This is a genomic window from Nostoc piscinale CENA21 (assembly GCF_001298445.1).
Lineage (GTDB): Bacteria > Cyanobacteriota > Cyanobacteriia > Cyanobacteriales > Nostocaceae > Nostoc_B > Nostoc_B piscinale_A.
In genome coordinates, this window is the sequence record NZ_CP012036.1 from 3302087 (window position 1) to 3314630 (window position 12544).

Below are 12544 nucleotides of genomic sequence, written 5' to 3' on the forward strand. Positions count from 1 at the left end.
TAGGGGGAGCGATCGCCAATGCCAAGGTTGGTCATAATGAGTGAACAGCTTAAAATTGATTACCGGAAATTACCCGCACTCCCCAGAATAAAGTTAAAGTGGCGATCGCAAACCAATCCCATCTTTTGAGTCGTAATTCATGCCACTGCACTTTGTGTTCGTGAGGACTAGTAAAACCGCGCACCATCATCGCATTTGCCATTTGGTCTGCTCTTAACAGCAAATTTTCTAACAGTCTTTCGGCGACAATCATCCAAACTTTAACCGCACCTTTTAACCCTAGTTTTTTCCAATTAATCGCCCTTGTCATGACTGAGCGAATCAAATTCTGCACTTCTTCTAAAACTAGGGGAATAAATCGCAAGGACAAAGTTAAAGTCAAGGTAATTTCTGTTACAGGCAATTTGAGTCTGCGTAAGGGCTGCATAAGACTTTCAATTGCTGCCGTGATTTCTTCTGGCGCAGTTGTCAACAAATACAAGTTAGTACTGTAGATTACCGTAAATAAAATGGTACTCAGACGTACCGCCAAATCCAAAGAACGGCGGGTGATTCTGACTGGCCCTTGATGGAACAAGACGTAGGAGTATTTTTTAGTGCTGAGTGCTGGCTGGGGAGTTGGGACGGGTGAGTTAGACTTGGGAGCTAAAATTTGTTCATTAGCTGGGAGACGGGGTTGATAACTCACACCCAAGCCATCGGGGCTAACGGCGGCAATAAATAATACTAAAATTGTGAGTGTTAATAACCAACCTAGTTGTTGCTGCCAAACTCGGCGGGGAATTTTGGCAACTAAGGTAAAAAGAATTAACAGCACGACTAACAAGATGCGCCATTCGTTAGTCGCAAAGCTGTAACTAGTTAAAAAACTCATCAACCAAGCAATCTTGACGCGGGGATCAAGCTTATGCAGCCAAGTTTGCGGTTGTTCTAAATATAGCCCTAGTGGGAGCGATCGCAGTAAATCCATAAGATAAGGTAAAAGTTAAAAGGCAAAAGTAAAAAGAGAAAATTTTACCTTTTTACTTTTTACTTTTTACTTCATTACACGCGAGTTGCGCGGTTGACATTACCACTTTCCACATCACGGACTTTTTTACTCCGCCAGAATAGACGAATGGGTGTACCCTTAAAGCCTAATTGTTGGCGGAATTGTCTTTCGATATAGCGACGGTAGTTGTCGTTGAAGCGTTTAGCATCGTTCACAAACAAAGCAATTGTTGGTGGTTGGGTGCTAACTTGAGTACCATAATAAATTCTGCCCTGACGACCACCGCGAGAAGTTGGGGGTGAGTGCCATCTTACCGCTTCTTCTAAAACTTCGTTAATTACCGATGTCGTCACACGTCGCTTGTGTTCTGCGGCTGCTTGAACAACTAATTCTAAAATCTTTTCTACCCGTTGTCCTGTCAAGGCGCTGACAAAGATAGTCGAAGCCCAGTCGGTAAAGTGTAGTCGCTCTTGCAGACTTTTTTCGTAATCGTAGATAGTATGAGAGTCCTTTTCAACGGCATCCCATTTATTGACAACAACGATGCAAGCTCGACCTTCTTCAATGATGCGCCCTGCTAATTTTTGGTCTTGTTCCGTAACTCCGTCTAAAGCATCTAAGACTAATAAAACGACATCGGCGCGGCGAATGGCTTTAAAAGCACGGTTGATGCTGAAAAATTCCGTCCCGTAGTCTATGTTTTTCTTTTTGCGAATCCCGGCGGTATCAATCAGCCGATATTGTTGTCCATCGCGTTCGATAAAAGTGTCTATAGCATCTCGCGTTGTGCCAGAAATGGGGCTAACAATAGCTCTTTGTTCACCCACAAAAGCATTTAATAAACTTGATTTCCCCACATTTGGCCGACCAATGATCGCTACTTTAATTTCATTAGTTTCTGGTATTTCTGTTACAGGCGGAATGTGTTTAATTAACTCGTCGAGTAAGTCGCCTGTACCGTTGCCATGAATTGCAGAGATCGGGTATGGTTCTCCTAACCCCAATTCCCAAAACTCGGCTGCTTGTATTAAGCCTTGTTCTGGAGATTCGCATTTGTTCACAGCCAGGAGTACTGGTACTGGTTGTTGACGTAACCATTCGGCGATTTCTTCATCAGCTGATGTGGGGCCTGTTTGACCATTCACTACAAAAATGGCTGCGCTTGCTTCGTTGAGGGCTGCTAGTGCTTGCTGACGAATCAATGGCAGAAATTCGGTGTCATCGTTAAAGACTAAACCACCCGTATCTACCACCAAATACTCGCGATCATTCCAAAAAGCAGGCAGATAAGTGCGATCGCGGGTCACACCTGGTTCATCGTGGACAATCGCCGTTTGTTCCCCAGCGAGACGATTAACCAGGGTGGATTTGCCGACATTCGGTCGGCCGATAATTGCAACAATTGGCAGTCCCATAAAACCAGGAGTAGAGAAACAGTCAGTATATCACATCTGTCTATTTTAGCGACTTTCAGTCTTTCTTTAATTTTCTCTGATAAAAGAAAATTTACTACGAAACTTTAAATAACAAGCTTGGCAAGAAAACTGGCAATCACAGCGAAGGAGATTGTGTGTTGAGAACTCGTAAGTGGTTGATAAAAGCCAGCAGATCAGCTTTTCAATGTATAAGGTGGTGCATATTGCTTGGCTGCTGCACTTTACTATATGCCCATTTAATTGAACCGAATTGGATAGAAATTAATTCTTTACAACTGACATTACCCAATCTCGCCCCAGAATTTAACGGTTATCGCATTGTCCAAATTAGTGATATTCACCGCGATCGCTGGATGACTCCGCGACGACTCAAGCGAATAGTCCGACTAATTAACCAACAAAAACCCGATTTAATTGCAATTACAGGTGATTTAGTCACACGCAATTTACCACAATTCATCCCTTCATTAACAGTTTCTTTAAATCACTTCACACCCAAAGATAAAACTGTAGCAATATTAGGAAATCACGACCACGAGAACGATACCCAAGCAATTATTAAAGCCATACAAAAAAGCAATATTGTCTACTTAGGCAATGATATTTACACACTCCAACGCGGGAATGCAATGTTACATATTGCGGGTGTAGATGATGTGCAGATGGGTAAAAGCCGACTAGATTTAGTCATGCAGAAATTACCCAAAACAGGCGCAGCAATATTGTTAGCCCACGAACCAGACTTTGCTATTACCAGCGCGGCGACAGGGCGGTTTGATTTGCAACTTTCAGGACATTCCCACGGTGGACAAATCCGCTTACCGTTCATCACACCGCCGATACTTCCGCCTTTTGCAAGACAGTATTATTTAGGAAAATATCAGGTAGGTAAGATGTTTTTGTATACTAACCGAGGTTTAGGAATGACAGGTTTACATCTGCGTTTCTTTGCCCGTCCTGAAATTACGGTCTTTACTTTAGTTGCGCCAAGGTGATGAAGTCATAACCAGTTAAAGAAGCAGCAATATCTGGGGTTAGTTGAGCAATTAGTGTAGTCTATAGAGGTTGTGTAATTCCCATGCGTCGCCCAATTATCTATATTTTGATTTTGCTAGTTTCGATGTTAATTGTGACTTTGTGGTGGCCTGTACATGACTCGCAATGTAACTCAGAAGCTTTTTTAAAATCAAACAAACAAAAACTTCAGATAACAGCCTCTCAAGTTGTTGTGCAACCCTGGCGTGGCGAACATAATGTATATGGGATTTTCATGGTTCCCGATGAATACAAACAAGCACCATTTTTTGTGTTATCTGTTCTGAATGCTGGTAACTATTGTTCTCAACCATTTGGTTACAGCCAAAACTATGATGATGTATTTGCCCAACCAGGAACTCATTTAATTAGGTATTATCTGAGGACACGCATTGCGTTGCGGATGATTGTTCAAGGTTCATATTTGCAACTTAATAATCAACAAAACTGGGTGTTAATTTACCAACAAGTTAAGTAAAAAGACAGGAGGCAGAAGGACGACACTTTGCTCAATTCGGGGAACCCGCCCACACAAGTGTCTCCACGAGGGAAGGGGTTTTTAAGCTTGGTCACTTTTATTTACATATATAGCAATCCTAAGTCATTTATAAATATCTCTCTCCCTTGTCTACCTTTTCTACCTTGTCTCCCTTATCTTTGTTGTTCACATATCAACTAGGACTGCTATAGTTGGATTTATTTGTGCCTACCTACTTATCAATTCTTGTTAGTCTTAAGGAGTAATTGGAGTGGCTAAATTTTCATGTTTGGCTAACAAAGCAGAGGTAGTATTCACAACAATTTGCGCTGCACCTGCAAAAAACGATCGCTCAATTGTCCTAAGCTGATCGCTAGGTTGATGATAATGAGGACTACGCAGATTAGCCGTATCTGTTACTAAAACTGCCCCTACTCCTTGATACCAAAACGGTGCATGGTCACTACGCAGAGTATCAGGTGTGAGTAATCCCTTCAATGGAATAGGTACTGTGAGAACGGCTGGTAAATTAGCTGGTTGTGTGTTTTGAAAAGCACTCAGCAAAGGTAAATGTTCTGTATCACCCACAACTGCTAAAAAGTCTCCTTTATCGCTGGGAGGTGTTACAGGTAAACCCGGTGGATATTGTTGACAGCCAGGAGTGTAGCAAGCATAACCAACCATATCCATAATAATGACACCACTGAGATTTTTTAACCGTTTGGCTTGAGCGGCGAAAGCTTTGCTACCCAACAGTCCGGCTTCTTCTTTATCAAAAAAAGCTAACTGTAAAGTGCGTGGTGTTGGCTGGGAACCAAGTAATCTGCCAACTTCTAACACAACTGCCACCCCAGTACCATTATCATCAGCACCTGGAGAGGAAGCGACTGTATCATAATGTGCGCCAACCAAAATTGTACCTGCTGTTTTCTCAGTCCCTAAACGTTCTGCAAAGATATTCACACCCTGAGTAAATTTCTCTAGCTGTGGTTTCCAGCCGTATTTTTTTAATTCACTTGTGATATATGTACGAGTACGCGATCGCTCTGCTGTTGTATAGCGTTGAAAATTTAACTTTTCAATGTGGGTAAGCAAATTCTCAACCGAAACTTGCAGTGTATTTTCCTGTGCTGGCGGCTTGGGTTGAGCTTGTTGTTCTGGTACTTGCTCAACAATTTCTGGTGCAGAACGCTGGGGAAAAAAACTATTAAACGCAATGCTTCTACTACCAACTATCACAACTACCACCAGCGCCAACAGCACCAGCCAAATCCGTTTTCGCATACATTGAACCTTGCTTTCCAGACCTAGAGTAACGCAAACCAAAGTTTGACGACTTGTCTGTTGACAGAGGCAAAAATTTAACATATTGTTCCTTGTTTGGGCAGTGCTGTAGCTGGATATGTTAGATTTATCGCTAATCGCCATCCTGGGATTTCTCGGCAGTTTTGGGCATTGCTTCGGGATGTGTGGCCCGTTGACAGTGGCATTTTCGCTGTCTGGTAAGCAAAATGGTCAGAAATCGACCTCAGAATTTTCATCTACTTGGCAACAGCAATTAATATTTCACTTTTTACTGAACCTCGGCAGACTATTAAGCTACGCCCTGGTGGGTGCGGGAATTGGGGCTGTCGGTTCGGTATTGTTTGAAGGTGGACAACTAGCGGGGATTGGCAGTGAATTTCGCCGTTGGATGGCGATGATTACCGGAATTATGCTGATTTGGTTTGGCTTAGGACAAATTAAACCAAATTGGTTGCCTCATATTCCTGTATTACACCCCTTATTAAAAAGTAATTTACACGATCGCCTGAGTGCAGGTATGGTCAAACTTTCCTACCAAACCAAATGGTGGACACCCATATTTTTGGGAATGACTTGGGGTTTAATGCCTTGTGGTTTTTTGTATGCAGCCCAAATTAAAGCCGCAGAAACCAGCAACCTCTGGATGGGTGCAGCCACAATGTTAGCTTTTGGTGTGGGAACTTTACCCACCATGCTGGGAGTTGGTGTTTCCACTTCGTTAATTAGTAAAGATCGGCGCAGTCAATTATTTCGCTTAGGCGGTTGGGTGACACTAACTATTGGTGCAATTACCTTATTGCGGACTGGTGACACAATGGTAGACTACACCGGACACGCTGCCTTATTTTGCTTGATGTTAGCTTTAATTGCTCGCCCAATTAGTAGTTGGTGGGCTGCACCTATGCGTTATCGGCGGGCTTTGGGCGTGGGTGCTTTTGTACTGTCTCTCGTCCACACCACCCATAATATTGAACATTCTCTGCAATGGAATTTTGCCGCTTTTTGGTTTTTTCCCAGAGAATTTCGCTGGGGGATGGCTGCGGGTGCTGTAGCATTGATCTTAATGACTCCTGCTGCTTTAACTAGTTGGGAATCGTTGCAAAAATCTTGGGGTAAACTTTGGCGGCAAATTCATCTTTTAACTGTGCCGGCTTTAATCTTGAGTACCTTTCATGCAGTGGTGATAGGTTCCCATTACCTGGGTTCTCTAGAATCAACTTGGGGAAATAAGTTGGCAACAGTGCTACTCGTTATAGCTACCCTTGGGGTATTGCTGTTGCGTTGGTTAACAGCAGGTGAGTCGAAGTAAAAAGTAAAAAGTAAAAAGTAAAAAAATAATCTCCATAAGTTAAGCTTAGGCGCTTGTGAGCATTTTTATTTTTCTTTAAGTAAGTCGGTGGGAAAAAACCAAACTATGTTAAGAAAGGTCAATTAAGCTAAAACCGTCTTTAATTCTGCCTTCTGCCTCCTGCTTCCTGCCTTTTCCTAACTACAATTATTTACACTATTCTACTTATTTTGCCTTTTAACTTTTTACTTTTGCCTTGTTTGGTGAGTATGAATTATTTTCCAAGTATGAAAAAATTACAATCCGCATTATTGCTGTTTTGTGTAGTGATCGCAATTACTAATATTCACCCCGTCTTCGCCCATAAAGTCCAAGTAGCCGCAGATGTCGGTGCAACTCTTCATCTCGAACCTAATGATAACCCCCGCGCTGGCGAACCGACGCAAGCTTGGTTTGCTCTCACACGGAAAGGTGGGCAAACCATTCCCCTAGCTCAGTGTAATTGTCAGCTGGCAGTTTACGCCGAACCCCACACCCCCAGCGAACCAGCACTACTCGAACCATCCCTCAAACCCGTATCCGCCGAACGCTTCCAAGGTATTCCCGGAGCCGATATTACCTTCCCCAAACCCGGACTTTATCAATTACAACTCAGTGGTAAACCCGCAAAAGACGAGAATTTCAAACCCTTTACCCTCAAGTTTGAAGTCACCGTTGCGGCTGGTACTCAAAATAATACACAAAGTATTCAAAATGCTAACAGCGATGCTGTAGCGCAGGAAACTACAAAAACTTTACCACCCTGGGCGATCGCAATTCCCGGTGTGGTACTAGTCGGGGTTTTCCTTGTTTTCTTGCAACAAACAAGAAGAAATTAATTACTAAAATAGTTTAAGTATGCCTTCCTCTGAGCAGTTAAAAACTTGCTTCATTCTGAGCTATTGGATAACTAAAATGTATTTACCGATATACATGATACGTATAGATGAACGAACAAAAAAATGTTGTATTTCTAGCTGGTTAAGAAACAAAAATTATCATTTATCCCAATGGAAAATGGAGATATTTATGAGTAAATATGATTTTATGTCAATGACTCGTAGTGAACTCCGCCGATATATCCTTGAACATAGAGAAGATGAAGCAGCAGTTCAGATTTATTTAGACAGGTTTAGCTCTAATAGCAGTGAAATTTTTCCCGCTCCGCAAACAATAGAAGACTTAGAAAACTTTCCACAATTACATCAACAGCACTTAGAAAAACGACAGAATCAAGCCTAAATCTTTGACTGAAATTTCATTTTTCTCAGAAATGAAAGAGAAAGTATGAAGTGTGAACAGAAAATTTCATACTTCATACTTCACACTTTTATTTATGTCGCTTTTGATGCCATTGCCAAGCATGACTGACGATATCTTGGATCGCTGGATATTGCGATCGCCAGCCTAAAATTTTTCTGGCTTTTTCACTACTACCAATTAAAACAGGTGGATCACCGGGACGGCGATCGCATTCTTTGACGGGAATTGATAAGCCCGTCACCGACTCAGCCGCTGCAATTACTTCCCGCACCGAAAAACCATTACCATTACCTAAATTAAATACTTCGCTATCGCCACCCTGTAATAAATATTCCAGCCCTAAAACATGGGCATCGGCTAAATCGTTCACATGAATATAATCACGAATACAAGTACCATCAGGTGTGGGGTAATCTGTGCCGAAAATCGAGATAGATTCCCGCTTACCCAAAGCTGTCAGTAATATCAAAGGAATTAAATGCGTTTCTGGGTTGTGGTCTTCACCTAGTAAACCATCAGGATTTGCACCAGCCGCATTAAAGTAGCGGAATCGGACTGATTTTAAATTATAAGCAACATCAAAATCAGACAAAATCCGCTCTACCATCAGTTTAGTAGCCCCATAAGGATTGATTGGGTCTTGGGGATGGGTTTCGGGAATGGGGACGACTTCTGGGACTCCGTAGGTGGCGCAGGTAGAAGAAAATACGAACTTGTTAATTGACGCAGCCAGCATCGCTTCTAATAAAGTCAGTGTACCAACCACATTGTTACGGTAATATTTCGCGGGGTCAGTCACGGACTCGCCTACGTAAGCATAGGCAGAAAAGTGCATCACAGCCGCAAAATTATGGGTTTTAAATAATTCATCTAATAAAGGGCGATCATTGGTATCACCAACTACCAGTTCTACTTGTAAAACTTGTTCTACCAACTCTCGATGACCGTAGACAAGGTTATCAAGTATTACCACGTCATAACCTGCTTGCTTGAGAGCCAGTACAGTATGAGAACCGATGTATCCTGCGCCCCCTGTGACTAAAATGCTGGGTTTTTGCGGCGACATAGTTTTTCCCCCTGAGTTGACAATTCCTCAATTAATTATGGGTGTAGGGATGTAAGGGTGTAAGGGTGACAGAAAAAATTTTTTCTCACCTGGAAAATTATAAATAATAGACGCAGTGTCAAAAAATTGCTCTAAAATCACTACGACGGTAGTCTTTAGGTGTGAGGCTGGTAATATTTGCAGTCAAGTAAAAGTGCGATTACAATTTGACGGTCAAATACACAATCTTGCTCCAAACCTAGGCTGATCGCACTAGAAAATTTGAGAGTTAATCTATGTTCATATTGTTGAGCCGCGTACTACTGTGGCTGCTTGTAGGCACTATCGTATATTCTTTGTTCCAGAGGTTCTATCCTCAAGGAACTTTCGCCGGAAGGGTGGTCTTGGTGATTATTTTGGTTGTCATAGCTTTGTCGTTCATTAATCCTAATGAACCAGCTGTGGCTTCTTTGTGGAGGGTGATCTCATTTCCGCTCAAACCATTGGGTGCATCAGTGTTAATGATGATTTTTGCCGCCCAAAAAATTAAAGATGGTGGGATAGGAAAACCAGGGGGAACATTACTAGCTGCATCGCTGATTATTTTGCTGTTGTCCAGTACACCAGCGATCGCTTATTTTTTGGTGAGATCACCAATTGCGGCGACAGCTGTTAATTCCACTGTAACAAATCAGGCACTAGTCAGAAATTATTTGCCAGCCAGGGCGACTGGCTCAGAAGTACTGGTTGCATTGGCTCCTGGTGCAACAACTAGTGATGTAAATGCGATCGCATTTAACGCTGCGGATATCAAAATTCCGCCTTACCTGTTACAAAATCCCCAACAAATCCGAGAACGGGGTTTGCGACTAGAGGATTTTGTCCCCAGTGCAGAAACACTCCAACTTACTACCCAAGTTTGGGAAAGTTACCTTAACCAAGTTTACTTTTTCTTACGTGGTCGCCAGTCCTAGGGTTAAAAAAGTAAAATTAACAAGGCCGCAACGCTATCCCCTAGTGGCTGGCCTTATTTAAGAAACCTGAATTCAGCATTGAACCTAAGTAGCAATCAGAAATAGTATCGCTACTCCCACGCCAAACTAATACTATCTTTGACTGCAATTTAGGATGAGAATTCAGCAGATAATTTTCTCTACTGAATTCTGATGACACACTCCTGAGTTCTTTGTAGATAAAATATAAACCTACGATCCGTTTGTTTTAGGATGATGGAGTTGCAAAGTTGCTGTAATGGCAAAATCTCGACGACTAGCTAAACTCGGTGCTTACCTGCGTCCTCATTGGGTAGAGGCAACATTAGGCATTTTTGCGTTGTTGTCTGTCAATGGCTTGGGCGTTTATATTCCTTGGTTGATTCGCGGTTGTGTTGATCGACTATCAACCCAATTTAGTTGGAACCAACTCATACACTATGTAGTAATCATTGTTTTGTTGAGTTCAGCAATGTGGTTAATCCGCATGGCTTCTCGAATTTGGCTGTTTGGCGTAGGACGACAGGTAGAATTTGACCTAAAACAACGGATTTTTGAACATTTACTCAAGTTAGAACCTGCTTATTTTGCTACCAATACCGCCGGAGATTTGATTAATCGTGCTACCAGCGATGTAGAAAATATTCGGCGTTTGTTGGGTTTTGCTGTGCTGAGTTTAGCCAATACTTTTTTTGCTTATGCTTTGACACTGCCAGTTATGTTGGCGATTAGTGTCGATATGACGCTATATTCTTTGGCAGTGTATCCGATGATGTTTGTGTTGGTGCATTTGTTTAGCGATCGCCTCCGCAAACAACAAGCCGAAGTCCAAGAAAAACTTTCTGATATTAGTGAACTAATTCAAGAAGACATTAGCGGCATTGCCTTAATTAAAATTTATGCTCAAGAAGAAAACGAGCGCCAAGCTTTTGCTAAAAAAAATCAACAGCTATTAAGAGCTAACTTACAATTAGCCAAAAGCCGTAATGTATTGTTTCCTTTAATTGGTGGTTTAGCTAATCTTAGTTCTTTAATTATTATTTGGTTAGGAACAACCCGAATTTCCGGCGGAACTTTAGCAGTGGGTGATTTTTTGGCGCTGCTAATTTATGTAGAAAGGCTAGTATTTCCCACCGCTTTATTAGGTTTTACCATTACCACCTATCAACGGGGTGAAGTTAGTATTGATCGCTTAGAATCGATTCTCAGCGTTACTCCCAAAATTCAAGACACGGCTGATATGGTAAATTTAACCGTAGCAGAAGTCAAGGGAGAAATTAGCGCCAAAAACTTCAGCTTTACTTATCCAGAAGCAACAACACCAGCTTTAGATCAGGTCAATTTTACAATTGCACCTGGAGAAACAGTAGCAATTGTTGGCGCAATTGGTTCGGGTAAATCGACTTTAGCCAATGCTTTACCCCGGTTGTTAGATATTGCTCCGGGACAGTTATTTTTAGATGGGGTAGATATTACCAAAATTGCATTAGCTGATTTGCGGAGTGCGATCGCTTATGTTCCCCAAGATAGTTTTTTATTCAGCACCACCATCAAAAATAATATCCGCTATGCTGACCCAAGGCGGGAACAACAAGATGTCGAATCTGTAGCTGTCATGTCTCAGATTCATCCCGAAATTATGAATTTCCCCCAACAATACGAAACTCTAGTTGGTGAACGCGGTATTACCTTATCTGGTGGACAAAGACAACGCACAGCTTTAGCTAGAGCTATGTTAGTTGATGCGCCAGTTTTAATTTTGGACGATGCTTTATCTAGCGTTGATAATCAAACAGCTGCCAAAATTCTCAAAAATCTTTCTAGTGGAACTAGCCGCAAAACAGTAATTTTTATCACCCACCAACTATCAGCAGCTGCCGCCGCAGACCGAATTTTAGTTATGGATAAAGGTAAAATTGTCCAAGCCGGCAACCATGTAGACTTAGTGCAGCAAGAAGGTTTGTATCGGACTTTGTGGAGTCAGCATCAAGTCGAGGAATTGTTGCGTTAGTCAAAGTAATGAGAATACAGGTGTCAGGATGAAGTTTGATTGTGGGTTAAAGCTCTTCGTCTAATTCGCTAAGTACATCTGCTATGTCTCTTGCTCCGTGAAGTACTCGAAGAATTTCAATAGTAGTATCTTCAATCCGATAGAAAATCAAATAATCCTGAAAATCTTTGATGCGCCATTATCGAATTTCACCTAAACTCGATACAACTAATTGCGTTACTTTTCCCATCCCAGGAGTCTTTTGCAACTGAGCAAACGTCATTTCGGCAGCATTTAAGAATTTAACTGCTACATCCCTATTTCCATTGACCAATATATAATTTGCCAGAAGTCGCAAATCTTGCGTTGCTCGGTCTTTAACAATTAACCGATAGTTCATGTGTCGCTTGAGTTACCTATACGATTCTGTTCTAAAACAGTAGAACGCAAATTTTGCCAATATTCTGGTGTTACTTCCTGTCCTGGAGAATTAATCCCTACTTGCAAAAGAGCTTCTAACTTGGCTTGCGCTTTATTTTTTTGGTCTTGCTTGACCAAATATAGAAAATATTCACCAATACTACCGTAAGCACCTGCCATCACTTGTGCCTCTAGATAAACACGCATTTCATCAGGTATATCAATATTAATATTCATTGGCTTGGAAGTATGACTACTCTGA

12 protein-coding genes and 2 pseudogenes are annotated in these 12544 nt (G+C 41.8%); 8 read left to right on the forward strand and 6 right to left on the reverse strand.

Annotation, left to right across the window (positions count from 1 at the left end; genetic code table 11):
* Positions 1 to 49: 49 nt before the first annotated feature.
* On the reverse strand, positions 50 to 970 hold the full coding sequence (locus tag ACX27_RS14270; protein WP_062293560.1) for an energy-coupling factor transporter transmembrane component T family protein: 921 nt from the start codon (positions 968 to 970) through the stop codon (positions 50 to 52).
* A 74-nt stretch (positions 971 to 1044) separates the two neighbouring features.
* Entirely contained in the window at positions 1045 to 2406 is a 1362-nt protein-coding gene (der, locus tag ACX27_RS14275) for a ribosome biogenesis GTPase Der (protein ID WP_062293562.1), read from the reverse strand.
* A gap of 224 nt (positions 2407 to 2630) precedes the next feature.
* Here der and ACX27_RS14280 point away from each other — a divergent pair, with 224 nt between their 5' ends.
* Complete coding sequence (locus tag ACX27_RS14280; protein ID WP_335337819.1) at positions 2631 to 3422, forward strand: metallophosphoesterase; 792 nt, start codon at positions 2631 to 2633, stop codon at positions 3420 to 3422.
* An 83-nt stretch (positions 3423 to 3505) separates the two neighbouring features.
* Positions 3506 to 3940 (forward strand): hypothetical protein, encoded by a 435-nt coding sequence (locus ACX27_RS14285; RefSeq protein ID WP_062293566.1) that lies wholly within the window; start codon positions 3506 to 3508, stop codon positions 3938 to 3940.
* A gap of 255 nt (positions 3941 to 4195) precedes the next feature.
* Here the strand turns inward: ACX27_RS14285 and ACX27_RS14290 are convergent, their stop codons facing one another.
* Positions 4196 to 5224, reverse strand: a complete 1029-nt coding sequence (locus ACX27_RS14290; protein WP_062293569.1) for a M20/M25/M40 family metallo-hydrolase — start codon at positions 5222 to 5224, stop codon at positions 4196 to 4198.
* 118 nt (positions 5225 to 5342) lie between these two features.
* On the opposite strand from ACX27_RS14290, the gene ACX27_RS14295 reads away from it, so the two are divergent.
* The 4 genes and pseudogenes from ACX27_RS14295 to ACX27_RS14305 all read left to right on the forward strand — a co-directional run bounded on the left by ACX27_RS14295 (position 5343) and on the right by ACX27_RS14305 (position 7814).
* Positions 5343 to 6554, forward strand: coding sequence for an urease accessory protein UreH domain-containing protein (locus ACX27_RS14295; protein WP_062293572.1), 1212 nt, complete (start codon positions 5343 to 5345; stop codon positions 6552 to 6554).
* Positions 6555 to 6820: 266 nt separating this feature from the next.
* Positions 6821 to 7411 (forward strand): hypothetical protein, encoded by a 591-nt coding sequence (locus ACX27_RS14300; RefSeq protein WP_062293575.1) that lies wholly within the window; start codon positions 6821 to 6823, stop codon positions 7409 to 7411.
* 19 nt (positions 7412 to 7430) lie between these two features.
* Positions 7431 to 7490 (forward strand): annotated as a pseudogene (locus ACX27_RS35735) (hypothetical protein); the annotation flags it as partial.
* A 111-nt stretch (positions 7491 to 7601) separates the two neighbouring features.
* A complete protein-coding gene (locus tag ACX27_RS14305) occupies positions 7602 to 7814 on the forward strand; it encodes a DUF6887 family protein (protein WP_062293577.1) in 213 nt (70 codons plus the stop codon).
* Positions 7815 to 7902: 88 nt separating this feature from the next.
* On the opposite strand, the gene galE is transcribed toward ACX27_RS14305, so the two are convergent.
* Positions 7903 to 8901, reverse strand: coding sequence for a UDP-glucose 4-epimerase GalE (gene galE / locus ACX27_RS14310; protein ID WP_062293580.1), 999 nt, complete (start codon positions 8899 to 8901; stop codon positions 7903 to 7905).
* Positions 8902 to 9176: 275 nt separating this feature from the next.
* Here galE and fraI point away from each other — a divergent pair, with 275 nt between their 5' ends.
* Both fraI and ACX27_RS14320 read left to right on the forward strand, forming a co-directional pair.
* Entirely contained in the window at positions 9177 to 9854 is a 678-nt protein-coding gene (gene fraI / locus ACX27_RS14315) for a septal nanopore formation protein FraI (RefSeq protein ID WP_062293584.1), read from the forward strand.
* A gap of 277 nt (positions 9855 to 10131) precedes the next feature.
* Positions 10132 to 11883: an ABC transporter ATP-binding protein gene (locus ACX27_RS14320; protein WP_062293587.1), complete on the forward strand. Its 1752-nt coding sequence runs from the start codon at positions 10132 to 10134 to the stop codon at positions 11881 to 11883.
* Positions 11884 to 11929: 46 nt separating this feature from the next.
* On the opposite strand, the pseudogene ACX27_RS30920 reads toward ACX27_RS14320, so the two are convergent.
* Both ACX27_RS30920 and ACX27_RS14330 read right to left on the reverse strand, forming a co-directional pair.
* Positions 11930 to 12262 (reverse strand): annotated as a pseudogene (locus tag ACX27_RS30920) (type II toxin-antitoxin system RelE/ParE family toxin).
* Positions 12259 to 12519 (reverse strand): ribbon-helix-helix domain-containing protein, encoded by a 261-nt coding sequence (locus ACX27_RS14330; protein ID WP_062293593.1) that lies wholly within the window; start codon positions 12517 to 12519, stop codon positions 12259 to 12261. Before ACX27_RS14330 ends, ACX27_RS30920 begins: the two are co-directional and overlap by 4 nt.
* Between the last annotated feature and the right edge of the window lie 25 nt (positions 12520 to 12544).